The sequence below is a fragment of the Cryobacterium serini genome, assembly GCF_004404025.1.
In the GTDB taxonomy this organism is placed as follows: Bacteria; Actinomycetota; Actinomycetes; order Actinomycetales; family Microbacteriaceae; genus Cryobacterium; species Cryobacterium serini.
Window position 1 is genome coordinate 106,033 of sequence record NZ_SOHN01000003.1, and the last position, 23,627, is coordinate 129,659.

The following is a 23,627-nucleotide window of genomic DNA, read 5'->3' on the forward strand; positions in this document are numbered from 1 at the left end:
TTAGAACAAGGGGAATCTGTGAGCGAGATCGATTACCACGCAACGGTCGGCGATGCACTGGGGCTGCTCATCGAGGGGCTACAGCCGTTCGTAGAGCGCGTGTTCGCCGCCAAGCTACCGGCGGAAGTGTCGTGGACGAGCCTTCTCGAGCGCAAAGACCAGCTCGCCGGGCGACGCGGCGGTTTTTACTCTCCACGCGACCTGTCACTGCTGCTTCGCTCCATGACCGAACGGGTGGGCGAACTCGGGTTTCCCTTCGACCAGGACTTGCCGCGCCAAGGCCAGACCTATGCCAGCGAACTGCGCGAGGTGCGAAACCAGTGGGCCCACACCCAGGAGTTCACAGCTCAGACGGCGTATCGCGCCGTTGACTCGGCGGAACTGTTGCTGCAGTGCATCGGAGCCGATGTGCAGGCGCACGCGGTCGGCATAATCAAGGCGAGCGTTCTGCCAGTGACGACGGCGCCCCCAGCCGAGAAACTCGCCGGCGACGATGCGGGCACCCCCAGCAACGTCAGCGACCCTGCGGAGTCAGTCCCCGATGCTGCCACGGGTGCCGCCCGGATCACCATCAAATCCGTGCCATTTCTGAGCTACGCCATGGCGCATTGCCGCATACCCATCGTCGATGAGATCGTCATCGAGAACCTCGGCACTGAAACTCGGGGGGCCTCACTGGAGGTCGACGTGGTCACCGCCAACGGCTCGCTAGGCGGACCGAAGGTGCTGCTCGCCGACCTCGGAGAGAAGCAGTCCACGACTCTGCGTGCGATCGACCTCATTCTCGACCCGGCGCGCATGCTGGCCGTTGAGGAGCAACGCCCCGGTCTGATCCGTGCCACCCTGCGCGACCACGCGGGAACCGTGCTCGCCGAGGCATCCGTTGACGTGCAGATACTCGCCCAAAACCAGTGGGTCGCCACGCCCGTGAACCTGGGCCTAGAGCTGCTCGCGGCCTACGTGCAGCCGAACGCGGCGATGATTGCGCCGCTGTTGCGCGAGGCCTCCGACCTGCTGCAGGAACGCACGGGAGATTCAGCGCTGTCGGGCTACCAGCTCGAAACCGCCGAGCGCATCGACGAAACCGTCGCCGCCATCTGGGATGCGATGCGGGCCCGCGACATTCGCTATGCCGAGCCGCCAGCCAGTTGGGGGAACAGCGGGCAGAAGGTGCGCACGCCCGAGGAGGTTCTCGTGGGAAGACTCGGCACCTGCCTCGACACCACAGTGACCCTCGCTGCCGCGCTCGAGCAAGTCGGGCTTAACTCCACGCTTTGGCTACTGCAGGGCCATATATTTATCGGCTACTGGCGCATCGACTCCTCGCTCGGCGCCATCGCAGTTACCGATGTGGCGGACGTCGTGAACCTCGTCGACCTCGGCGCCATTGGACTTCTCGAAACGACCGCGCTTACCGGCGGTACCGACTCCAAGACGTTTGCAGAGGCCCGCCGCATTCCCCACACCGTGCACCTCGCGGCCGGACTCGACAAGTTTCTCGGTGTCACCGACATTCGTCAGGCCCGCGAAAGCTACATCTTTCCGCTGCCCAGCCGCGGGTCGACCGCTGATGGCGAGGTCACCGTCACCGTGTACCAGCCGGCCCCCGGCCGCGCAATCGACCCGTACTACGGAAAGAACTCGACAGATGCCGCGCCCGGCTCGACCGCGGTACCCGCCCGAGTGAGCCAGTGGAAGAATGCGCTGCTCGACCTGAGCCTGCGCAACAAGCTCATCAACTACACCGATCGGTCCGGCTATTCGCTGGCGGTGCCCGCTCCGGCCGTGGCACGACTCGAAGACGCGATCAGCGCCGGCACCCCGATCACGCTCCTGCCTTCCGACGCGGTGCCGAAGATCGACGAGGTGCGCGGCATCCGCTTTGGGCGCGATCTGCCCGAAGAAGCACGCGAGATGATGCTCGCCGATAAGAAGAGCGCCTTCGTCGACATCACGGGGGCCGCCTATACGACCAAGCTGCGCTACCTGGCCAACAAGGCCCGCACCGTTGTGGAAGAGACCGGAGCCAATAACCTCTATCTCGCATTCGGCATGCTGCACTGGACCTTCAATGACCGCGACCTGCGCTCACCCCTGGTGCTCATTCCCGTTAACATGACGAGCGCCAGCCGGGGCACCTCCTACAAACTCACCATCGACGATGCCGGCGCTTCGACCCCCAACTATTGCCTGCTCGAGAAGCTGCGATTGAGTTTCGGTCTCGAGATTCCGGGTCTGTCCAACCCTACGGAAGACGCGTCCGGCATTGATCTGCATGCCGCCTTCACGGCCGTACGTGAGGCCATCGCAACGGCCGGGCTGCCGTTTCGCGTCGAGGAGAGTGCCGACCTGTCGATTCTGCAGTTCGCCAAGTTTCGCCTCTGGAAAGACCTCGATGAGAACTGGGAGACGCTATCGCAGAACAGCCTCGTCGCGCACCTGATCAACTCGCCGACCTCCGCGTACGCTGACCCGGTCGCGGCGGCATCCACTGTTGATCTGGACGACCTCGGCGGAACCGTGCCAGTACCCGCAGACTCGTCACAGCTGGAAGCCGTCGCCGAAGCGGTGCAGGGGCGTACCTTCGTGCTGGAGGGCCCGCCCGGAACCGGCAAATCGCAGACCATCACGAACCTGCTCGCTCGTTCGCTCGCGGCGGGCAAGCGCGTGTTGTTCGTGGCCGAGAAGCGCGCGGCGCTCGATGTCGTGAAGAAGCGTCTCGAAAACGTGGGCCTCGGCGACTTTTCGCTCGACCTCCACGACAAGAACGCCCGCCCGGCAGCGGTGCGTGCCCAGGTTCGGGCTGCACTCGACCTGCATATCCAGCCCGACACTTCGGCGCTGCAAACCAATGTTGAAGCCGCAGCCTCCAGCCGCGGAGCCCTCGCCCGCTACGCTGATCGCCTGCACGAGGTGAACCCGGCCGGCCTCTCGCTCTACGGTGCACGCTCCTACGAGCTGGCAGCTGATGCTGACGTGACCGCCCTCGAGATTCCCGCCTCCCTCGTCGCCGATAGCACCCCCGCAGTCTTCGCGGAGCTGCGACAGGTTTTGCGAAGCCTGCCGGAGGTGAGTGATCTGGCCCGGCCCAGCCCGACGCATCCGTGGGGTTTCGTGGACGAACGGGCAACCCACGTACTCGACGCTGCCGCAATTCACACGGCAGCCCGCGCGTTCGACACCGCCCTCGATGCGGCTCAAACAGCAGGATTCAGTCTCGAGGCACTCAACCGGCGCAATTCGCCGGAGCTGATCGGCGAATGGAGCGACCTCGCTGCAGCACCGAGATACCCGTTGTCGATCGTCGACTCCTTGCACCGTGACGATTGGAAGGTCTACCTCGCGGCGCTGGAGCAGCAACTCGCGCTTGTGACGGCAACAGCGCCGGAATGGCGCGCATTTGCAAAACCGACGGTACTCGCTTTCGATGTGCCGGCCGTTCACGCCGCGGCCTTGGTCGCCGACCAGTCGGGGTTTTTCGGCCGCAAGAAAAAGCGCCGCGCGGTTCTGGCAATTCTCTCAGGTGAGCTCACCGTCGACCCGCGCACTGTGCCGCTGAAAACTCTGTCGGTGCTGACCGGCGCCCTAGCGGCTTCGCACGCGGCGGCCGCCAGCCTGCGCGATGCGGCGCTCAAATTGCCGATTGCGCTCGTGGATGTCGGGTGGAACCCGTTCATCACCGAGTCCGCGGCAAAGCTCGCGACGGATATCGCGTGGCTGGAATGGATCGGCGATGCTCTCAACCTGACGGGCAACGCGGGCACGGCTGATCTTCGCCAGTATTACGCGGCGAGCACAGTGGGCGCCGGTCAGGGCGAATTGGACCGGCTCGAAGACGCGTGGGCCCAGCTCTGCACAGCGACCGATCTTCGCCCGGAGACGCTCGCTCTCTGGGCGGGGGATCTCGGTTTCACCGCGCGCTGGACAGCGACCCGCGCTGCTCGCCACGTCGAAGCGGCCCAGCCGGTGACTCTCAATCGTTGGCTCGGCTTGGTACGGCACCTCGAACCGTTGGTGCGCAACGGGCTGACCGAGGCCCGCGCAGCCCTGCTCGCCGGCCTTATCCCAGCGGATGATGCGGCGCTCGCCTTCGACAAGGGCGTCGCCATCACGTCTATCTCCGAGCGCGAAGAGGCCACCGCCCTCGGCGACTTCAACGTCGCCGCACACAACAAAACCATCGGCCGGTTTACGACGAGCACGGGTCTGGTACGTGCCGAATTACCGCGTTCCATACCGGCCGACGTGCTAGCTCTTCGCCGATTCGATACAACAGTGCTCTCGGGTCAGGTAGGAGGTTTGCGACGCCAGCTCGACCGGCAGCGCGGCGGGATGAGCGTGCGCGCCCTGCTTCAGAACTATGGCGAACTCATCACCCAGGTCATGCCTTGTACCCTCATGAGCCCCGAATCGGTGGCGCGTTTCTTTCCGGCCCAGGCCGGCCTCTTCGACATAGTCGTCTTCGACGAGGCATCGCAGATTCGGGTAGCCGATGCAATCGGTGCCATGGGGCGCGCGGCATCCGTCGTCGTGGTCGGTGACAGCAAGCAGATGCCGCCAACCAGTTTCGCTGAAGCGAGCGCGAGTATTGATGACGAAGTGGACACTGCTTTGGAAGTGGTCGTCGATGAGGAGTCGATTCTCACGGAGTGCGTGCACGCCAGAGTCGCCAGCAAGTGGCTGTCGTGGCACTACCGCAGTCAGGACGAGTCGCTGATCGCCTTCAGCAACCACTACTACTACGAGAGTCGATTGTCATCGTTCCCAGCGCCGTTGGGATCGGGCGCCGCTATTGCCGGCCACGGCGTCTCACTGGTGCGGGTGAACGGGTATTTCGAGCGGGGCGGCAAGGGCAAAACATTGCGCACCAACCTCGTCGAGGCCACCACGATCGTGGACGACATTCAGAAGCGCTTTCGTTTGTCGCCGACAGAGTCACCCTCGGTGGGCGTGATTACTTTTAACGCGCAACAGCGCAACCTGATCGAGAATATGCTGCGTGACAGCCCGGACGAGCGCATTGAACACGCGCTGGACGAACCCGACGGCCTGTTCGTGAAGAACCTCGAGAACGTGCAGGGTGACGAACGCGACAGCATTCTGTTCTCGATCGCGTTCAGCGCCAACGACAAGGGTGTGGTGCCGCTCAACTTCGGGCCACTTTCACGGGCGGGCGGTGAGCGACGCCTGAACGTAGCAATCACGCGCGCCCGGCGCGAGGTGGTCTTGTTCGCGAGCTTCGATCCCGGCGTCTTGCGGGCACAAGACACCAGCTCCGTTGGTATCAAGCATCTCAAGGCATACCTCGAAATGGCCGACCGAGGCACCGATGTCATGCACGATGATGTTCGGCGCCAGTCAGTGGTCGATCGTCATCGCGACGACATCGCCGCCGAGCTTCGCGCGCGCGGCTTTGCCGTGCAGACCGATGTGGGTTTGTCGGAGTTTCGCGTGGATATAAGCATCGCGGATGCTGCGGCCCCCGACCGCCCACTGGTAGCTGTGCTGCTCGATGGACCGAACTGGCGGGCGCGGCGAACCGTCTCCGATCGTGACGGCCTGCCCGTCGATGTACTGCATGGCCTGATGCGCTGGCCCGGTGTGGAACGCGTGTGGATGCCGGAGTGGCTGCACCAGCGTGAGTCGACGCTGGACCGGCTCGCCGAGGCCGTAGCGTCTGCCGCCCATGGGCCTGCTGTTCTCGCACCTGACGTCGTAACGGTCTCGTCCGTTCATGTCTCGCCGAGGCATCCCTCAGCAGTAGCGATCTCATCCGTAGTTCGAGGCATGCCGGTCGCCACGCCCAGCAATCCGCTGATCGTGCCCTATGTCGACTGGAAGCCGAGCTACCGCGGGTCGGTAAGTGTTCTCGACGAGTTGCCCCGATCATCCGCCCGGGTGCAGGCGATCATTCGTGCCGTGGTAGCGGCCGAAGGACCGGTTCACAGTGTGCGCCTTGCAAAGCTCGTGGCGAGCGAATTCGGGCTGGATCGAGTGGCTCAGGCACGCGCTGCGGCCATCTTGCGGTGCGTCCCCGAAGACCTTCAGCATAAAGGCGACGAACCTTTTCATTGGCCGACCGAGATCGACCCGGCCACGTGGCTCGTGGCACGGCGCACCCGGATTGGCGGTTTGCGGCTGATTAACCACGTCTCACTGGTGGAGATTGCGAATGCGATGCTCCACACCACGGCATCCGCTGCCGGCATGGATGAAACCGAACTGAAACGGGAGGCTCTGGCGCTGTTCGGTGGAAACAGAGTGACCGAGGCGATTGGTCTGCGGCTCAACGAGGCCCTCATTTACGGGCTGGGATCCGGGCGATTGGAACGGGCTGGTTCCGGAGTCATCGTGAGTGGACCATTGGGTTGACCGTCGCTCTGTCATGCGCATTCGTTGGGCCTCGGCTGGGATACGGAATCCGCGCTCGGTGGCAATGTGGCCCTCGGGTCTGCCCGACCCGGTCCATCTTGTGACGCAAGCCGGGGAATCCGCCGCATGCGAACCCCGACGCGCACCCGCGCTACGCTAACGTGTGCAACTTTCCCTCTGGCTGGCCCTCGCGGGCGCCGGCGTGCTGATTAGCTTTACCCCGGGCGCGGGCGCGATCAACACCATGAACAACTCGCTGACCAGCGGGTTTCGTCGCTCGATCTGGGGAATTTTCGGGCAGCAGGCTGCGCTCATCGTGCACATCATCGTGGTGGCGCTCGGCGTCGGGGTGCTGGTCGCCGGTTCCCCCGTGCTGTTCAATGTCATTCGTTATGCCGGGGCCGCCTACCTGGTGTTCCTCGGCATCCGACTTTTTGTACAGAAGCCCGACCCAAAGCGGGACCCGACCGCGCCGCTGACCAGGGAGCCGGCCTGGTCGATGTTTCGCCGCGGCTTCTGGGTGAACCTGCTCAACCCCAAGGCGCTCGTCTTCTTTCTCGCGTTCATGCCGCAGTTCATTCGGCCGGAGCAGCCGCTGCTCCCCCAATACCTGGTGCTGAGCATCACCGTCGTGCTGATCGACATCGTGGTGATGTGGTTTTTCTTCGCGGTGGCTGCGAAATCGTTCCAGCGCTTTACGAACACTGCCCGCGGGCAGCTCATCCTCAACCGCACATTCGGCGCGCTGTTCGTGACCGTGGCGCTGCTGTTGGTGCTGGTGCACTGAGGCACCGGCATCCGCTTCTCTGAACGGATGCTCGGTACGCTTGCCTGATGAGTAACACCGAGATACGACCACCGCGACGCGCAGTCAGGGCGGCGGCCGTGGGCTTTGCGGTCGTTATGGTGTACACGATTGCCGGGGCGCTGCAGATTCTGGTGTGGAATCCGCTGGCCGCAGTGCCCGGCGCGACGCTCGGGCAGATTCGCGCGGATATGGCCCGTGCCGATGAAAGCCTCAGCGCAAACGGAGTCGTCACCTGGGCTGGCATCGGGCTGCTGCTGGCCGGAGTGATCCTGCTGGTCGCGACCATGCGCCGCACCAGTCGGGTGGGACCAGTCGTGGCGGCTTATCTCGTGCTGCTGGTGTTCGCTGCTCCCGGGCATTTCTTCGTCTCGTTCGGCCCCGGCATGTCGCTTGCCGACACGTTCATGATTTCGGGCGCCGATCACTCCCCGTGGGGCATGGCTTTGTACCTGGTGAGTGCGGCTTCCCTGCTTGCCCTGATCGTGCTGATCATTCGGGCTGCGCGCGCCGCCTCGGCCGGCACAGAATAGACGAATGGCCGATAGCTGGGCGCGGTCGACGGCGGGCCTCCTTGTGGCTTCGCGGTGTGAGTCACGTCGTCGTTGCTGGCGCGCCCTGCGTTACAACCGGGGGCGAGAGGCCCAGCGCTCGGCTTTGAGGGCGAGGTGCAGCTCGAGTCGAGCCTGCCCGCCGAGCGGGTCCACACCGATGAGTGAGCGGATGCGCCTCAGCCGGTTATAGATACTGGTGCGGTGCAGATGCAGCTGCTCGGCAACCTCGGCCACGGAACCGTTCTTGTCGTAGAGCAGCTCGAGCACGGGCAACAGTTCCTTGTTGTGGTCGAGTTCGCGCAGGTCCAGAAAAAGGGCCGACTCGGTCGGCACAACGTCTCGACCCTCGACGGCTAACAATTGGTAGACCCCGATAGCGCGAAACGATACGAGCGGTCCCAGTTGGGCGTCTACCCAGGCTGCCTGCACGGCGCTCCGCGCCTCGGCGTAGGCGCCGGGCAAGCGTCGAAGGTCGGAAAAGGGCTCACTCAGCCCGAGCAGAACGGGCGTGGCCGGCTGCCCGCCGCGGCGTGAGACCTCAAGGCCAAAACGTCGAAGAACCTCGGAACCGTCGACGCCGTCAATCACGTCGTGCAGCAACAACACCGCCTGCGTTTCGGTGCCAGCGGAGAACAGCACCGTGTCGATGCCGAGCGTGGCCTGAACCGCGGACAGCCGATGCAACAGAATGCTCTCGGCAGGATTGCGCTCGGCGTTCATGCCGCGTTCCACAAGCATGGCCAGCCGCCACGGTCCACGACCATGCACACCGGGCCAATCTTTAACCGATACGAGGGCATCGCGATCGCCCGAACAGGCAGCGAGAAACTGAGACTCGTTCGCCGGGTGGCCATCGGAATCCGCGCTCGTGCGATCGAGCAGTAGCTCCGCGAGGCTGTCCAGCTCAGAGCGGATGCCCCGTAGCTCCTGCAAGATGGCATCGGGCTCGAGCTCGTCATCGAGCTGCAGCACCCAGAGATATCCCACTCGGAATCCACGGGCGAGCAGCGGCACGCATACCCGGCCCAACATTTCGAGCTCGGCGTTGGCCGGAACCGGAACCGGTCGTACCGCCGTGGCGATACCGTGGCTGAGTTGCCACTCGCTGACGTCGGGCGGGACCACCTTGCTCAGCACGAAATTCGTGCGCACACGGTCCGCCGTCGCGTGGTGCGCACTGTACGCGAGCAATCCGCCCTCGAGGTCTGCCAGAGACAGGGCACGGTCGAGGTGCCCCGCAATGATGGCCACCGCCTGATCGATATCGGCCCCCCTCATAAGATCCATCCTACGCAAGCCGTGTGCACATCCGGCGACAATCGACGCCTCTTGGCGCTACAAATGTCGAGCCAGGGGTAGCGACTGTCGCCTTCTCGTGCCGGTCTCGGACAAGAAAAAACCCCGGCAGAGAGGTAATTCCACGCCCAGAAGCCGGCGAAAGTCAGACGACGCGACCCGCGGCATTCGACATCTGTTCCCCAGAAACGCGATGCCGCCCCAAACCCGGGCATATCGTTTTTAGGCTGGCCGAGACCCCCTTCATCTCGCACAATCGCCCTGGACTACAAGGAAGTATCCCCAATGTCGCAAGTGAAACGCAGCACTCAACCCGTCGTGGGCGCACAGCCACACCTGGCCCGATCGCTGTCAAACCGACATATCCAGCTCATCGCCATTGGCGGCGCGATCGGAACAGGCCTGTTCATGGGCTCTGGGAAGACCATCTCACTTGCGGGGCCATCCGTGATCTTCGTGTACATGATCATCGGTTTCATGCTGTTCTTTGTGATGCGGGCCATGGGCGAACTGTTGCTGTCCAACCTCGAATACAAGTCGTTCAGCGACTTCGCCGGTGACTTGCTCGGGCCGTGGGCCGGATTCTTCACGAGCTGGACGTACTGGCTCTGCTGGATCGTCACGGCTACCGCTGAGCTGATCGCGATCGCGCTATACACGAGCTTTTGGTGGCCAGAGCTGCCGCTATGGATTCCGGCGCTCGTGGCCGTGCTGATTCTGCTGGGCCTCAACCTCGCCAGCGTCAAGGCGTTCGGTGAGACCGAATTCTGGTTCGCGCTGATCAAGATCATCGCCATTGTCACGCTTATTGTCGTGGGTCTCGTGATGGTGTTCACAAAGTTTCAGTCCCCCGGCGGCACCCCGGCGAGTTTCAGCAACCTGTGGAACGACGGCGGAATGTTTCCCACCGGTCCGATGGGGTTCATTGCCGGTTTCCAGATCGCCGTGTTCGCGTTCGTCGGGCTGGAGCTTGTGGGCACCACGGCCGCCGAAGCGCGGCACCCGGAGAAAAACCTGCCCAAGGCGATCAACTCCATCCCCATTCGCATCATGCTGTTCTACGTACTCGCACTGATCATGATCATGACGGTCACTCCGTGGCGTGAGGTCACCGTCGACACGAGCCCCTTCGTGGCGATGTTTGCCCTCGCGGGCCTCGGTGCGGCCGCGGCCGTGATCAACTTCGTCGTGCTCACCAGCGCGACGTCCTCGGCGAACTCGGGGCTGTATTCCACATCGAGAATGCTCTTCGGGCTGGCGGTCGAGGGCACGGCACCCGCACGCTTCGAACACCTGACCCGGCACAAGGTACCAGCCAGCGCGCTGGTGTTCTCGTGCAGCTTTCTGCTCATTTCTGCCGTGCTGTTGTATGCAAACCCATCAATCATCGCCGTCTTCACCGTCGTGACCACCATGTCGGCGGTGCTCTTCATCTTCGTGTGGACCATCATCCTGGTCAGCTACATCGTCTATCGCAAGCGCCGCCCGGCGCTGCACGCGGCCTCAAAGTTCAAGATGCCCGGCGGCGTGTACATGTGTTTCGTGGTGCTGTCGTTCTTCGGGTTTTTGATCTGGGCGCTCACCCAGAAGACCGACACCCTGCAGGCACTGCTCGTGACGCCACTGTGGTTCCTCGGCCTCACTGCGGCGTGGTTTATTATTCGGCGCCGCCCGGAACTGGCCGCGCATCAGGAACTGCACCGGGCGAACGTGCAGGCCGACAGGGTTGCCGCGCTCGCCTTTCGCCGCTGACGGCCAAGATAAACGTCGGTCGCACCGCTCAAGCCACCCGGCGGCGCGGCTGGCCGAGGCAGAATAGACGGATGAGCGATGCCGGCGATTTCGTGGACCGCACGTTGCAGTACGAAGCAACCTGGGAGCGGGCGGCTGAGGCGCAGGCCCGGTTTGGGAACGAGCTCGAGTTCTATGGCGCCTCGGTGGGCGCCGTGCGGGGAACCATCCGCGATTTGGCTCGCCGGTATACGAACATGAGCCACGACGAGGTGACCGCACTGAGCTCCGAGCTCTGGAATGTGCCGGTGTTCGAGCGGCGCCTCGCCGCAATCGTGCTGCTGCAATCGAACGTGAGCCGGCTCGACAACACCGACCTCACCCGCATCGAGGGGTTCCTGCGCGGCGCTGGGCTGCCAGAGCTCGTAGATCCACTCACGGTCGACGTTGTGCTGCCCCTGATGCAGGGACTGACCGGCGCGAATCGTGCCCGAGCGGATGCGTCCCTGCTTCGGTGGTCCGGCGACGACGACCCATGGCTGCGCCGCGCGGCCCATGCCGTCAACGCGAAAATCACTTGCGCGTAACTGCCAACATCACGGGGAACTCATCATCGGGAATGAGGTTTGCCGGGATCCGTGAGAAATTCTTGGAACAACAATGTCTGCATGATGCCAGGGGTTTTACTGAGGCGGGCGAATCGCGCTTAGCTGACGGGCACAGCGGGCGGCGTCTTTCGGGCGAGCACGAACGCGATATACCCGGCTACGATCTGCACCGCGCCGACGATGATCCACAACGTCGTCTGCGGTAGGGCCGCGTAGAGCAGGCCGAAGGCGAGCGGGCCGGCGCCGCTGCCGACATAGGTACCGATCTGCACGACGCCGGTCGCGCTCGGGGTGGCCGGACCCGCCACCCGGGACACCACGAAGTGCGTGAGCCCCGGCCAGCCCCAGCCGACACCGAGGGCCAGCAGCATGCCCGCCACGAACGTCCACTGGGTGTCCACCGCCATTAGCAATACTCCCGCACCGCCGATAAACATCATGGCGGCCACGGTGGCGAGCGCGAACGTGCTGTTGGCCCGGTCGGCGATTCGGCCGACGACAACGCGCACGACGACGCTGAGCAGCCCGGCGACGCTCAACAGAATCCCTGCCCCGGCCACCGGCAGCCCGCGCTCAATGCCCGTGATCACCGCATACGCAGTCACGGCACCGGTGGCAGCCGCCGAGAGCGTCGTGACGCTGGCCATCAGCAGCAGGTATTTCATCAGCGTCGGGGTCAGCGGAACATGGGATCCGCCGAGCCGGGGACGCGCGAGCTCCCCCCGTGGCACAGACCACCAGAACAGGCCCCCTACGGCGAGCGCGAACAGGCCGGCGAGGCCGAACCCCCAGTGCCAGCCCAAGGTGAGCGCGAGCGCCGGCACTGCCAGCCCGGCCAGGAACGCGGCAAACGGAATCGCCGACTGCTTGATGCCGAACGCGGTCGCGAGCATTCCCCGCCGCACCCGCAGGTTGATCAGCTGATTCGCGGCGGGATGGCTGATGCCGTTGCACACCCCGCCGACTGCGGCCCACACCAGCAGCCACGCCCACGACGGCACCAGAAAAGCTCCCCCGATCAGGCTCAGCGCGCCGACCGCCACCCCGAACAAGGTTGTGGAACGAATTCCCAACCAGGACACTACGCGCCCGGCGAGCACTGACATCATCGCGGCGGCGGCCCAGTAACTGGCCACGGCCGCGCCCAGCACCCACTGCGATGCGGGGACATCACCTTGAATCTGCACGAACAAAGCTCCGAGCAAGAACACCGGCAGGCCGCCCGTGATGGTTGAACCCATTGCGAGAACCACCGCGCGAGTGCCCGACTGGCGCCGGAGCATCACTTGCGCACGAGCGCCCGCATATTGGCGCTGCGAGAACGGATGCTCGTCCCCACTCGACTGTGCAGCGGGGTGCCATTCGCTGAATCGACCGCGTCGACGGGCACCACATCTAGCCACATGCTTCCATCGTAGGCCGGAGGACAGCATCGTCCGGGCCACATGACCGGCGAGGTCGGGGCATCCGATGAATGATCCATGCGCAGCCCTGGCACGGTGCGCGGGGCAGAATAAACGGATGAGCGACGCCGGCGACTTCGTGGATCGCACGCTGCCGTACGAGGCCACCTGGTCAAGAAGCATTAACGATTAGGGGGTCCGCACGAGCGCAGTGGCGCACTCGGCGGTCGGTATGCCCAGTTCCTGAGTTGCTCGCGCGTAGGCTGCGGGTATGCGCGCAATCATCGTGAACTCACCCGGCGGGCCAGAGGCCCTCACCCTGGCGACCCTGCCCGACCTGGAGGCCGGGGCCCACGACATTCGAGTGAAGGTCGCTGCGGCGGGGGTGAACCGGGCGGACGTTATGCAGCGACGGGGCCTATACCCGTCGCCCGCCGACGCACCACACTGGCCAGGGCTGGAGGTGTCTGGCGTAGTCACCGAGGTGGGCGACGACGTGACTCGTTTCGGCATCGGCGATCGCGTATGCGCCCTCCTCGCCGGCGGCGGCTACGCCACCGAAGCCGTGGTGCACGAAGACCTGGCGCTGCTCGTGCCACTATCGATGGACCTCATCGACGCCGCGGCTCTGCCGGAGGCCCTGGCTACCGTGTGGTCGAATGTGTTCATGGGCGCTGAGCTTCAGCCCGGAGAAACACTGCTTGTGCATGGCGGCGGAAGTGGAATCGGCACGACCGCTATTCAGCTCGCGCGACTGGCCGATGCCCGAGTGGCCGTGACGGCCGGATCAGCCGAGAAACTCGCCGTGTGTGAGGGCCTTGGGGCAGAAATTCTGATCAACTATCGCGAGCAGGACTTCGTCGCCGAAATCACCGCCGCCACCGACGGGCGGGGCGCCGACGTGATCCTTGACATCATGGGCGGCTCCTATGCGGCGCGCAACATCGAGGCGGTCGCGGTGAACGGGCGCATCATGGTGCTCGCGAACCAGAGTGGTGAACCGGCCACGTTCGACCCCTTTCGCCTCATGCAAAAGCGCGCCCGCTACTGGGGCACCACCCTGCGCGCCCGGTCGCACGCCGAAAAGGTCGCCATCATGCGTTCGCTCGAGTCGGCAGTCTGGCCGTGGATCGCTTCGGTCGAGTTTCGACCGGTGATCGACGAACGATTCTCGTTTGAGAGGGCAGCGGATGCGCACCGCCGGCTGGAAGCATCCACTCACGTCGGCAAGATCGTGCTGGTGCCCTGATCTGACCGTGTTTTTCACTCTACAGATGAGATTTCCTTCGTGAGACGCAGCGTGCCGCGAACGTAGTCTTAAGGCGAGGCTCATACCCGTGTCGCTTACGCGCCGACGTATGTCGGCTGCTCCAGGCACATGCGCGGAGCCTCATGCACTCCCGACCACAGCAGATTGGGGGGCAGGTTGTCCAATGGAGGAAAATCGTATGCGTAAAAGAAGACTGTCTCTTATCGCGGGCGCTGCGCTCGCCGGCCTCGCTTTGGCGGGCTGCTCACCGGCAGGCGGAAGCACCGACGACGGCAACGCCAATCAGGTCGAGGTCTTCACGTGGTGGGCCTCAGGATCGGAAAAGGTCGGGCTCGATGCCCTCGTCTCCGTTTTCGACGAACAGAACCCCGACGTGGACTTCACCAATGCTGCGGTGGCCGGCGGCGCTGGCTCGAACGCCAAGGCTGCCCTCGCGTCCCGACTCGAGGCGAACAACCCGCCCGACACGTTCCAAGCCCACGCAGGCGCTGAACTCACCGACTACATTGAGGCCGGCCAACTGCAGGATCTGAGCAGCTTCTACGAAGAGAATGGCCTCAACGAGGCCTTGCCGCCCACACTGCTCGACCAGCTCACCTCTGACGGCAAGATCTACTCGGTGCCGAGCAACATCCACCGCGCGAATGTCACCTGGGTGAACGTCGAGGTGCTTGAGAGCGCGGGCATCGACCCGAATGTCGCGCCAGCCGACATGGACGCCTGGATTGACGACCTCACCGAACTCAAGGACTCGGGCGTTGAAACGCCCCTGTCTCTGGGCACCGAGTGGACCCAGATGCAGCTGTTTGAAAACGTGCTCATCGCCGATCTCGGCGCCGAGGGGTACACCGGCCTGTGGGACGGCACCACTGCGTGGGATGGACCCGGCGTTGCAACAGCCGTCGACCACTACGATCAGTTGCTCGACTTCGTCAACAGTGACTATGCCGGACTCGATTGGGATGCCGCCACGCAGCTCGTGCTTGACGGTAACGCCGGCTACAACGTGATGGGCGACTGGGCCGAGGCTGCCTTCGTGCAGGCAGGTCAGACCTACGGCACCGAGTACACCACTTGGGCGACCCCGGGCACCGAGGGTGTCTTCGACTTCCTCGCCGACTCCTTCACCCTGCCAGTGGGCGCGCCACACGAGGCCGCCGCCATCGACTGGCTGACCACCGTCAGCTCCGCTGAGGGCCAGAAGGCGTTCAATATTGCCAAGGGTTCCATTCCGGCGAGAACGGATGCCGTCGTCTCCGATTACCCCGCCTACCAGCAGACCGCGCTGAAGTCCTTCGGCGAAGACACCGTCGTCAGCTCCCTCGCGCACGGTGCTGCAGCGGCGAGCTCCTGGTCGGCTGACCTCTCCTCAGCCATCGGCAAGTTCGGCGTCGACCGTGACGACGACGCTTTGATTGCTGCATTGGTCTCGGCTGCTTCGAGCGCACTGGGCTAATCTGCTCCACCTGCACGGGGAGGCGTCGCCCAGGCCTCACCTCCCCGTGCTCTAACGTTTTAACGCACGGAAAGGCGCATTGTGCGCAAGGGAGTACGCAACTGGGGACCCCCGCTTCTGCTGGTGTCCCCCACCATCCTCATCCTCGGCATCTTCGTGTACGGCCTCATCGCCGCCAACATTCAGGTGTCCACGACCAATCGACACAGCCTCTCGCCCCAATCCGAGTTCGTGGGACTCGAGAATTACCTCGCTCTTCTCAGCGAAGATCGTTTTCTGCACTCTTTGTTCAACCTCGTCGTGTTCACCGTCGTCTTCATCGCGGGCACGATGCTCTTCGGGTTCATCTGGGCCTGGATGCTCGACAAGGGCGTGAATGCCGAAGGCATGTTCCGCTCCGTCTTCCTCTTTCCGATGGCAATCTCGTTCGTCGCCTCCGGCGTCGTGTGGCGCTGGCTGCTCAACAGCGCGGAGGGCGATCGGGCGTCTGGTCTCAACCGCATTTTCGAGACCCTCGGGCTCGGCTTTCTGCAGAACGCCTGGTGGAACGAACCCATCTGGGGCATGGCGGCCATCGCCATGCCCGCCATCTGGCAGCTGTCCGGCTATGTCATGGCGCTATTCCTGGCTGGCTTCCGCGGTATCCCCCAGGAGTTGCGCGAGGCCGCGCGAATGGATGGCGCCTCTGAGTGGAAGCTCTACCGCTTCGTGGTGTTCCCGCAGCTGAGCCCGATCGCGCTGTCGGCGCTCATCATTGTGAGCCACATGTCACTCAAGGTCTTCGACCTGATCATGTCGGTCACCGGCTCGATCTACCAAACCGAGGTGCCCGCCACATACATGTGGGTCACGCTCACCTCGAACGACTACGCCAAGTCGGCCACGATCGCCACGATTTTGCTGCTGCTGGCGTCACTCTTCATCATTCCCTACCTCATTCAAACGTGGCGTTCAGAGAAGGCTGACCGATGACTATCACCGAAGAAGCGCCCCCGATCGCACCGCCCCGCGCTGAAACGGCCCCGCGCACGCCCAAGCCGGTGCATCGCGCCAGGATGGGTCGCACTCTCAAGTACGTGCTCCTGGTCATTTTCGTCTTCGTGGTACTCATCCCCGTCTACGTGCTCATCGTGACCAGTTTTAAACCACCCGCTGACGTCACGGCGTCCACGTCCTGGGGGCTGCCGGTGCGGTGGCCCTGGCAGAGCGCCACCCCGGGCGGACCGACCGGCTTCGACAATTGGACCGGGGCCTGGTCGGCCCTCGCCCCGTCGATCGGCCGCACGTTCCTCCTGGCCATTCCGGCAGCGCTAATATCATCGTTCGTCGGCGCAATGAACGGCTTCGTGCTGTCGCGCTGGCGGTTCCCGCACGCCGACATCGTCTTCACGTTCATCCTCTTCGGCATGTTCATTCCGTACCAGGCCATCATGACGCCGCTCGTGCAGATGAAGACGACCCTCGGCCTGCCGAGCGATATTTCGACTCTGCTCATGGTGCACGTCATCTACGGGCTGCCGATTTGCACGCTGATCTTTCGCAACTATTACGTGAGTATCCCCATGGAACTCATGGAGGCTTCGCGCATGGACGGCGCCGGAATGTTGCGCACCTTCGCCTCCATTGTGCTGCCCCTGTCGCTGCCGGGTTTCGTCGTCACGATCATTTGGCAGTTCACGAACGCGTGGAACGATTTCTTGTTCGCCATGTTCCTCTCGGACACCGGCGGCGGCCCGGTCTCCCTCGCGTTAAACAACCTCGCCCAGGGCGCACAACTGGCCAACTACGGCACGGCCATGGCCGGGGCGCTCATCGCATCATTGCCCACCCTGCTCGTGTACATCATCCTCGGCAAGTACTTCATTGGCGGGCTCATGAGCGGATCGGTCAAGTAAGCGCGCTCAGTCCCTCCTTTTTGGTGAGGCGTCAACCCTTGAGCGAGCGTTGTCGCCTGGCGACAACGCTCGCGGTGGCGAGCTAGGGAATCGCCACCGCAAGAGGTTGGGCCACCTGAACGCGGTCCCGCTCGCTGTGCTTGGCCTCGTAGTCGACGCCGTGCGTGCCGTTGCCGTCTGCGTCGTGACTCACACTGGTTCGGCAGGAACCAAAGGACAGGCGAAGCGGATGTCCCCCTCCGAGCGTTGCAATGACGGCCGCCGGGTAGCCGGAGTGCTCTGCGGGCCACACCCGCGTTCCATCGATGTCAACGGTGTACGGCAAACTCGAGTTGGGTTGTAGGCCATTAACCTGCACGAGGGCGTAATGGTGTGCATGCACGGCAAAGCTGCGCGCCGCCCACGACCGACCAGCGGCCGTCACCACAACCCGAGCGGCATCCCGAGTCTCGCACCAGATGCTCGCCGAGACATCGTCGACGTACCGCATCATCGGGCCGAGAATCAAGGGCGAACTCGTCATGAGTCAGTTGTACCGCTCCAAGCGCGGGTCGGCTATACCCTGGCGAGATACCGGCCCGTTTAGACTCGGCGACTGCCCCGCCTCGTTCTCGTTGAGCCGCTACGCCGCACGGTGCTCGCGACGCTCGACCTGCTCCCCGCCGACTGCGGTGACTGCGCCGAATGCACGCACCGTGCAGTGCCGACGGTGAACTTTCGGGCTGTCTCGGCGCCACTCCGGCGGCGAGTACGCTTAAACGGTGTTGTCTCGCGATCTAATTCGTCTATACCCCGAGCTCTACCATGTGGCCGCCGATGGAAGCTGGCCCGGTATCCAGAGGCACGGGCTGCTCAGCCCGGCCGGGCTCGTGACCCGGTGGGGCGTCAAACAGGGCGCCCCACAAGTTGCCATTCTCGGCAAGCGACGCGGCGAGTCGCGCGTGCTGGAACATGCCCAGTTCGGTACCGCGGTCATCCGTCATCAAAAGGCTATTCATGAGCCGTCGCTCGAAGACGCCCTCGAAGATATGACACTCACCGAGTGGTACGCGGCGCTGAACGACCGCGTGTTCTTTCACCTGCAGCCACGGCTGCTGAACGACCTGCTAAATGCCCGGTCATATCGCGACGATGCCCACACGGTGATCACCGTGAACACCAAGAGCCTGGTGGCCGCCCACGAAGACGAAATCGAGCTGAGCGCGATCAACTCCGGCTTCGCGCAGCGGCACAGCAAGGAGCCGCGCGGGCGGAACACCTTCGAATCGATCGAGGACTACCGGCACCCCACCCGTTCGCACGCGGTCACCAAGGGACAGGACATCGCCGAACTCGCCATCCCGCGCGGGGTGCGCGACCTGCGCGACCACGTCGTACGCGTCGAGCGGATGCGCGAGGGCACGGTACTCGAGCGCCTCGCCTGACCCGTTGGCTCAGCGCGCGGTGAGGTACTCAACGGCAGCGACGATGAGGGGCGAGGTCAGGGCGGCAAGTACAGTCGTGCCCGCGACGGCAGCGAGTACCGTGAACGTCGTACGCCGGATTCGGGCGGCCGCGACCTGCTGTTCGAGCGCCGTGAACCGCGCGTGCAGATGCGCCGGCGCGAGCGGGGCGGTAGCTGCGCGCCAGGTTGCCGGGGCGTCGATGAGCGCGGTGACCGCAGCCTGCTGCTCGGGGCTGAACGTTCGCGGGCGCGCCACGAGCCACCGGCGCAGTCGAGGTGAATCAATGACCGTGACGGCATTGGGTTTGCGGTTTAGCAGAATTTTGTGCGGGTTGACCAGCACAATCAGGGGTTCAACCACGGCTGCTGCTGGCATCACCGCCGCCAGCAACGCGGTGATCTGGGCCGATTCAAACCGAGCATCCCGCAGATACGGCATGGCGTGGTCGCCGATCGGAATCGAGCGCGGCGACCCGAGCAGGTCGCGGTCCCAGTGGGTTTTCGCGTTGATCGAGAAGATCCCTCCGGGACCCACAACGAGGTGGTCAACCCAGAACGCCGTATTGCGAATGGGCAGGGAATGATAGACGCTGTAGCCATCGGGCAGGCGGGTGAGAATGTCGCCGACAATCATCTCGGCCTGCGCAGCGCGCAGCCAGCTCAGCTCATTCGCGCCGAGCGGCGCGGCACCCAGGGTGCGTGCGAGCCGGGAACGCAACGGCCGGTTTTCGTGCTGGCGCAGCAGTTCCTCGACGACGGATTGACCGGCAAACCGACCGGGGGCGATGGATATCGGGGGCATGCCGGTCACCACGGAGGCGACAGGCTCGTGATCACGGGCCTGTATTCCAGCACCAAGAGTTGTCCTAGCCACGTTCACTTGCCTCACCACGGGTTCGTACCCCGCATTATCCCGTCGCCGACGCCTGCCGATTCCGTGTTAACAATCGACCGCGCTGCAGCTTTAGTTAGCAAATCGTAAGTAATACTCATTCACGCTCCGAGGACGCACGAGACTGGCGCGGAGCATCCGCTGCCAATCTAGAGCGGCGACCCTGCCGGGGCCTCCCCCACTAAGTAGGGCAACGTCAGCTAGCCTGAAACCACCCCACCGATTGGATTCACTCGTGAAGCACCTGACTTTCAACGTTTGCGCGATCGCGGGACTCGCCTTCAGCGGCCTGGCCGTGCTTCTGCTGCTGGCCAACCTGCTCTCGGGTAACCAGTTCGTCGACGTGATCCTGCCGGCTGCCGTGGTCTCGCTCGTCGTCGGTGGCGCGTTTTCGGTGCGCGCCCGACTGCTTTCAGGCAAGGGTCACGGCCCGGCCAAGCGTTAACAGGTCACGCCGCCAGCTGCGCCCGCAACGCTTCGACGACGAGGGCATGATCGTCGAGCTGCGGCAGTCCGGAGACGCCGACGACGCCCACCATCGATCCGCGTACGAACAACGGAAACGCTCCGCCGTGCGCCGCGAAACGCGTGGGGTCGAGGCGGGCATCAACATCGAAGTCGACGCCGCGGCTGCGACATTCCGTGCCGACGGCGAGCGAGGAATGCCCGTAGCGGCGCACGACGGCGAACTTGCGCTCCAGCCACCCGTCATTATCAGCGGATGCTCCCGCCAGGCCGGTATGGAACACCCGCTGGTCACCCAGCACGATCGAGATCGCTACCGGCAACGCCCGGGCGGCGGCGATTGTGCGGAGCCTGGTGCCGAGGGCCCAGGCATCGTCGTGGCTGAACGCGTCGAATTGCAGGGTACGTTCCTGTTCAAGCAGAGTCTGCAGCTGGGCGAGGGCGTCGGTGTGCATCGAGGGTCCAATCCTGGGGCGTCGTTGCCGTGCCACCGAAGTCGCTTGGGTGGCTAGTCCCCTACGCTACCGGGCCGGGGCAGGATTGTCGGACGACTACCCCAAGTGAGCGGGTTGTCGATCACGGCGGCGAGTTCCATGCGTTCGATCGGGCGCAACACCTGCGGGCGCGCTACCAGCCAGTCGCCGAGCGCGGCCGCGCCGACTACCGGCACGAGCGTTGTTTTGCCCGACACCCCACCCGAGCGGCCGGTGACCCCCAGCAATCGAGCACCCAGAAGCACGAGCGCCGGCTGCACCGCGGTGCGCAGCGGCAGCCGCCCGCGAATCAGCATGGTGAGCTGATTCGCGCCGGCCGCGGCGACCGCGAGATTCGGCGAGCGCTGCCCGGCGACGAACACGCGTTGGCGATGCACCCAGGCGATCTGGCCGTCGCAGAGCTGCGCGTGCAGGGCGAGAACCCCGCCAGGGCCGACCAGCAGACGCATCGCGCTCGGCCCAGCACCGCCGAGTGTGGGCAATGTGAATGCGGCCCAGTGTTGCGGCAACGTCGCGAGCAGCGTGTCGACGGCGCATTCACTGCGCGCGCGGGCCAGCGCCAGGTCGGTCGGCGTAGCCGCAGTGCGGTGCGCACGGCCGAGTAGCCAGGTCGGGCCGGTTGAGGGTCGAGGCGCTCCGGTGCGATTCGATTCGGGTAGTTCCGGAGGCGTCGTCAGACACCGCCGCGTGGAGAGTATATGAGTCATCGTGCTCCTCGCCGGGTTTTATATCTTGCCAGTGCCGACCCGGTCGCAGGACCCCCAGAATGGGTGACTTTTTACCAAGCGTGTGCCGCCACGTTTCACGGCAACCGGGTAGCACCACGTATATTCGAGGGGTCGTGCCGTGCGGCCAGAAGGAGCGCCATGACCGTCCGACGCAAGACCCGATCGTTTCTGTTGATTGGGCTGATCGTAGGCGTGCTCGGGGCGATCCTGATAGGAACGTCGGTGGCGCAGTCATCCGTTTCGTCGAATCTGGCCGAACCGACGAGCGGCGCAACGCCGACGACGACCGTCGAACCCACGCCAGCGCCAGCGCCGACGGCAACAACCACGCCGACGATCGATACGGCGGCCCTCGCCGTGCTGGCGACTCTGCCAGTGAAGGGACGCGCGCCCCAGACCGGCTACGACCGGGAGGGAAGCTTCGGATCGGCCTGGCTAGACGTTGACGAAAACGGATGCGACACCCGCAACGATATCCTCGCCCGCGACCTGACCATGCTCGTGGTAGACCCTGCCTGTGAGGTGCAGAGCGGCACCCTCCTCGGCCCGTACACCGGCCTAGCGATCGACTTCGTGCGCGGCCAGACGACATCGTCGCTCGTGCAGATCGACCACATCGTCGCTCTCTCGAACGCTTGGCAGACCGGCGCGCAGCAGCTGTCGGAGCAGCAGCGGGTGGCGCTGGCCAACGATCCGCTGAACCTGCTCGCCGTCGACGGCGTCACTAATTCGCGCAAGGGGGATGGCGATTCGGCAACCTGGTTACCGCCGCTGAAAAGCTATCGATGTGCCTATGTGGCCAGGCAGATTTCAGTGAAGGCGACGTACGCGCTGTGGGTAACGACGGCCGAGCACGAGGCCATGACACGCATCCTGTCGGACTGCCCCGACGAGCTCGCGACTGCCACCGACCCTGTCATCGCGCCGGCGCCGGAGTCGGCGCTGGTCGCCGACACCCCGAGCGACGTCTACTTTCAGAATTGCACCGCGGCCAGGGATGCCGGCGCGTCCCCGGTGCGTGCCGGCGAACCCGGGTACGGGCGCCACCTGGACCGCGACGGCGACGGTACCGGCTGCGAATAGACCCGAGCAGAAGCCGCTCGGCGCCACACAGCCGCACAGCCACACAGCCGCGTAGCCACACAGCCACGTAGCCACACAGCCACACAGTGCCGCGCGACTTCTGCAGGGCTCGGCAATGTGGTTTGGTCCGGTATGGCTACAGTCCGCTCACGATCTGCGGAAGCAGCAGCAGCAGTACGTGCAGGGCACCGAGTGTGCTGAGAACTATTCCGAGCATCATCCATCGAAAACGGGTCTGCCTGGCACGGGTCACTTCTGACTCCAGCTCGTCGAAGCGCTGCAGAATCTTGGCCGGCTCCAATGCTAGGAGTGCCTGCCAGAGTGCGGGGTTCTCGACGAATCGGGTAATTTCCAACCGGTCGAGGGCAGTCAGCGCAGGGGGAAGCCCCTGCAACCAGGCACACAGGTCGGCGGCTTCGACGATTTTTACCCGCGACGGCTGCGTCTTTACGGTCACACGCTTGGTATCGACGAGTACGACGACGCCCCGTACCGTCGCTGCGCGCGGCATCCGCTCGGAAAGCAGAGTGGTCAGGCTGACCGCTTCATACTCGGCCTCCCTTATATAGGGAATCTTTCGGGCGCCGACGAGCACACTGCGTCCGGCGACCAAAACAGATTTGCGCGCCTGGCGGTCGGAATGAAGGGCAAATACGCCGCCAGGTCCGATCACGAGGTGGTCGACGTCGGCGCCACTGTCGCCCACCGGCAGGGAGTGAAAGACGATCCATTCCCGAGGCAGCTCGGCCAGCGCAAGCCCCACGGCGATTTCTGCGCGGGCAGCGTCGAAGCAGCGCACGCTGTCGGCGCCGAGCGGCGATCGACCGAACAGGCGCTCCAGCAGCCCGCGGGGGGCGATCAGGCGTTGCTCCAGCAGGAGCACTTCTATGATCGACTGCGCGGGGCACCGCAGTCGCATTATGGGCGCATCGATTGTCACGGTTCTCCTGTTCGGGTGCTTGAATCTAGCCCCCTGCAGCCAGCCGGAGCAGCCCCCAATGGGGAGGTTGCGCGAGGGTCAGGTGCCTGATTCATCGTATTCAGCGGGCTTCGTCCACCCCAATACGGGGGAAGCATCGGCCCGGTTGGCATATCACCCCACGGATTGTGCAACGATAAAATGGCCCGGTT

General features: G+C 64.4%; 20 protein-coding genes. 12 read left to right on the top strand and 8 right to left on the bottom strand.

The annotated features are described in order from the left end of the window. The first annotated feature begins 18 nt into the window (after positions 1 to 18). The 3 genes from E3T51_RS00550 (at position 19) to E3T51_RS00560 (ending at position 7,710) form a co-directional block, all read left to right on the top strand. The gene (locus E3T51_RS00550) at positions 19 to 6,372 is read left to right on the top strand and encodes a DUF3320 domain-containing protein (protein ID WP_134526112.1); all 6,354 of its coding nucleotides are present in this window, start codon (positions 19 to 21) and stop codon (positions 6,370 to 6,372) included. A gap of 163 nt (positions 6,373 to 6,535) precedes the next feature. Continuing rightward, a complete protein-coding gene (locus E3T51_RS00555) occupies positions 6,536 to 7,159 on the top strand; it encodes a LysE family translocator (RefSeq protein ID WP_134526114.1) in 624 nt (207 codons plus the stop codon). Positions 7,160 to 7,206: 47 nt separating this feature from the next. Then, positions 7,207 to 7,710 (top strand): hypothetical protein, encoded by a 504-nt coding sequence (locus E3T51_RS00560; RefSeq protein WP_241989088.1) that lies wholly within the window; start codon positions 7,207 to 7,209, stop codon positions 7,708 to 7,710. A 90-nt stretch (positions 7,711 to 7,800) separates the two neighbouring features. Here E3T51_RS00560 and E3T51_RS00565 read toward each other — a convergent pair whose 3' ends face one another. Further along, positions 7,801 to 9,009, bottom strand: a complete 1,209-nt coding sequence (locus E3T51_RS00565; RefSeq protein ID WP_134526117.1) for a PucR family transcriptional regulator — start codon at positions 9,007 to 9,009, stop codon at positions 7,801 to 7,803. 303 nt (positions 9,010 to 9,312) lie between these two features. On the opposite strand from E3T51_RS00565, the gene cycA reads away from it, so the two are divergent. Both cycA and E3T51_RS00575 read left to right on the top strand, forming a co-directional pair. Next, positions 9,313 to 10,779: a D-serine/D-alanine/glycine transporter gene (gene cycA, locus E3T51_RS00570; protein WP_134526120.1), complete on the top strand. Its 1,467-nt coding sequence runs from the start codon at positions 9,313 to 9,315 to the stop codon at positions 10,777 to 10,779. A gap of 71 nt (positions 10,780 to 10,850) precedes the next feature. Next, positions 10,851 to 11,345, top strand: coding sequence for a DNA alkylation repair protein (locus tag E3T51_RS00575; protein ID WP_134526123.1), 495 nt, complete (start codon positions 10,851 to 10,853; stop codon positions 11,343 to 11,345). 119 nt (positions 11,346 to 11,464) lie between these two features. Here E3T51_RS00575 and E3T51_RS00580 read toward each other — a convergent pair whose 3' ends face one another. Continuing rightward, positions 11,465 to 12,607 carry an MFS transporter gene (locus E3T51_RS00580; protein WP_166806329.1) on the bottom strand — a complete coding sequence of 381 codons (1,143 nt, stop codon included), beginning with the start codon at positions 12,605 to 12,607 and terminating at the stop codon, positions 11,465 to 11,467. Positions 12,608 to 12,648: 41 nt separating this feature from the next. After that, positions 12,649 to 12,771: a hypothetical protein gene (locus tag E3T51_RS17300; protein ID WP_255453203.1), complete on the bottom strand. Its 123-nt coding sequence runs from the start codon at positions 12,769 to 12,771 to the stop codon at positions 12,649 to 12,651. Between the two features lie 269 nt (positions 12,772 to 13,040). Here E3T51_RS17300 and E3T51_RS00585 point away from each other — a divergent pair, with 269 nt between their 5' ends. The 4 genes from E3T51_RS00585 (at position 13,041) to E3T51_RS00600 (ending at position 17,390) form a co-directional block, all read left to right on the top strand. Beyond that, the gene (locus tag E3T51_RS00585) at positions 13,041 to 14,018 is read left to right on the top strand and encodes an NAD(P)H-quinone oxidoreductase (protein ID WP_134526129.1); all 978 of its coding nucleotides are present in this window, start codon (positions 13,041 to 13,043) and stop codon (positions 14,016 to 14,018) included. A 199-nt stretch (positions 14,019 to 14,217) separates the two neighbouring features. Beyond that, a complete protein-coding gene (locus tag E3T51_RS00590) occupies positions 14,218 to 15,495 on the top strand; it encodes an ABC transporter substrate-binding protein (RefSeq protein ID WP_134526131.1) in 1,278 nt (425 codons plus the stop codon). An 81-nt stretch (positions 15,496 to 15,576) separates the two neighbouring features. Then, on the top strand, positions 15,577 to 16,467 hold the full coding sequence (locus E3T51_RS00595) for a carbohydrate ABC transporter permease (RefSeq protein WP_104191120.1): 891 nt from the start codon (positions 15,577 to 15,579) through the stop codon (positions 16,465 to 16,467). Continuing rightward, a complete protein-coding gene (locus tag E3T51_RS00600; RefSeq protein ID WP_134526134.1) occupies positions 16,464 to 17,390 on the top strand; it encodes a carbohydrate ABC transporter permease in 927 nt (308 codons plus the stop codon). Before E3T51_RS00595 ends, E3T51_RS00600 begins: the two co-directional genes overlap by 4 nt. An 82-nt stretch (positions 17,391 to 17,472) precedes the next feature. Here E3T51_RS00600 and E3T51_RS00605 read toward each other — a convergent pair whose 3' ends face one another. Beyond that, a complete protein-coding gene (locus tag E3T51_RS00605; RefSeq protein ID WP_134526137.1) occupies positions 17,473 to 17,913 on the bottom strand; it encodes a DUF7800 domain-containing protein in 441 nt (146 codons plus the stop codon). A gap of 238 nt (positions 17,914 to 18,151) precedes the next feature. Here E3T51_RS00605 and E3T51_RS00610 point away from each other — a divergent pair, with 238 nt between their 5' ends. Beyond that, positions 18,152 to 18,814 (top strand): DUF7002 family protein, encoded by a 663-nt coding sequence (locus tag E3T51_RS00610; protein ID WP_134526140.1) that lies wholly within the window; start codon positions 18,152 to 18,154, stop codon positions 18,812 to 18,814. 9 nt (positions 18,815 to 18,823) lie between these two features. Here the strand turns inward: E3T51_RS00610 and E3T51_RS00615 are convergent, their stop codons facing one another. Continuing rightward, positions 18,824 to 19,636, bottom strand: a complete 813-nt coding sequence (locus E3T51_RS00615) for a nuclease-related domain-containing protein (protein WP_134526143.1) — start codon at positions 19,634 to 19,636, stop codon at positions 18,824 to 18,826. Positions 19,637 to 19,961: 325 nt separating this feature from the next. Between E3T51_RS00615 and E3T51_RS00620 the strand changes: the two genes are divergently transcribed. Further along, the gene (locus E3T51_RS00620; protein ID WP_134526146.1) at positions 19,962 to 20,171 is read left to right on the top strand and encodes a hypothetical protein; all 210 of its coding nucleotides are present in this window, start codon (positions 19,962 to 19,964) and stop codon (positions 20,169 to 20,171) included. 4 nt (positions 20,172 to 20,175) lie between these two features. Here the strand turns inward: E3T51_RS00620 and E3T51_RS00625 are convergent, their stop codons facing one another. Next, positions 20,176 to 20,646 (bottom strand): heme-degrading domain-containing protein, encoded by a 471-nt coding sequence (locus tag E3T51_RS00625; protein WP_134526149.1) that lies wholly within the window; start codon positions 20,644 to 20,646, stop codon positions 20,176 to 20,178. Positions 20,647 to 20,699: 53 nt separating this feature from the next. Next, the gene (locus E3T51_RS00630) at positions 20,700 to 21,392 is read right to left on the bottom strand and encodes a hypothetical protein (RefSeq protein WP_134526152.1); all 693 of its coding nucleotides are present in this window, start codon (positions 21,390 to 21,392) and stop codon (positions 20,700 to 20,702) included. A 159-nt stretch (positions 21,393 to 21,551) separates the two neighbouring features. Between E3T51_RS00630 and E3T51_RS00635 the strand changes: the two genes are divergently transcribed. Beyond that, positions 21,552 to 22,496, top strand: a complete 945-nt coding sequence (locus E3T51_RS00635; protein ID WP_134526156.1) for a GmrSD restriction endonuclease domain-containing protein — start codon at positions 21,552 to 21,554, stop codon at positions 22,494 to 22,496. Between the two features lie 136 nt (positions 22,497 to 22,632). Here E3T51_RS00635 and E3T51_RS00640 read toward each other — a convergent pair whose 3' ends face one another. Further along, on the bottom strand, positions 22,633 to 23,436 hold the full coding sequence (locus E3T51_RS00640; RefSeq protein ID WP_134526159.1) for a nuclease-related domain-containing protein: 804 nt from the start codon (positions 23,434 to 23,436) through the stop codon (positions 22,633 to 22,635). Positions 23,437 to 23,627 lie beyond the last annotated feature (191 nt).

What these genes read in the sequence shown, in the direction of transcription:
- E3T51_RS00560 (WP_241989088.1), top strand. Translation starts at nt 7,207, where the DNA reads ATGAGTAACACCGAGATACGACCACCGCGACGCGCAGTCAGGGCGGCG.
- E3T51_RS00565 (WP_134526117.1), bottom strand. Translation starts at nt 9,009, where the DNA reads ATGAGGGGGGCCGATATCGATCAGGCGGTGGCCATCATTGCGGGGCAC.
- cycA (WP_134526120.1), top strand. Translation starts at nt 9,313, where the DNA reads ATGTCGCAAGTGAAACGCAGCACTCAACCCGTCGTGGGCGCACAGCCA.
- E3T51_RS00575 (WP_134526123.1), top strand. Translation starts at nt 10,851, where the DNA reads ATGAGCGATGCCGGCGATTTCGTGGACCGCACGTTGCAGTACGAAGCA.
- E3T51_RS00580 (WP_166806329.1), bottom strand. Translation starts at nt 12,607, where the DNA reads ATGGGTTCAACCATCACGGGCGGCCTGCCGGTGTTCTTGCTCGGAGCT.
- E3T51_RS17300 (WP_255453203.1), bottom strand. Translation starts at nt 12,771, where the DNA reads ATGTGGCTAGATGTGGTGCCCGTCGACGCGGTCGATTCAGCGAATGGC.
- E3T51_RS00585 (WP_134526129.1), top strand. Translation starts at nt 13,041, where the DNA reads ATGCGCGCAATCATCGTGAACTCACCCGGCGGGCCAGAGGCCCTCACC.
- E3T51_RS00590 (WP_134526131.1), top strand. Translation starts at nt 14,218, where the DNA reads ATGCGTAAAAGAAGACTGTCTCTTATCGCGGGCGCTGCGCTCGCCGGC.
- E3T51_RS00600 (WP_134526134.1), top strand. Translation starts at nt 16,464, where the DNA reads ATGACTATCACCGAAGAAGCGCCCCCGATCGCACCGCCCCGCGCTGAA.
- E3T51_RS00605 (WP_134526137.1), bottom strand. Translation starts at nt 17,913, where the DNA reads ATGACGAGTTCGCCCTTGATTCTCGGCCCGATGATGCGGTACGTCGAC.
- E3T51_RS00615 (WP_134526143.1), bottom strand. Translation starts at nt 19,636, where the DNA reads ATGCCCCCGATATCCATCGCCCCCGGTCGGTTTGCCGGTCAATCCGTC.
- E3T51_RS00625 (WP_134526149.1), bottom strand. Translation starts at nt 20,646, where the DNA reads ATGCACACCGACGCCCTCGCCCAGCTGCAGACTCTGCTTGAACAGGAA.
- E3T51_RS00630 (WP_134526152.1), bottom strand. Translation starts at nt 21,392, where the DNA reads ATGACTCATATACTCTCCACGCGGCGGTGTCTGACGACGCCTCCGGAA.
- E3T51_RS00635 (WP_134526156.1), top strand. Translation starts at nt 21,552, where the DNA reads ATGACCGTCCGACGCAAGACCCGATCGTTTCTGTTGATTGGGCTGATC.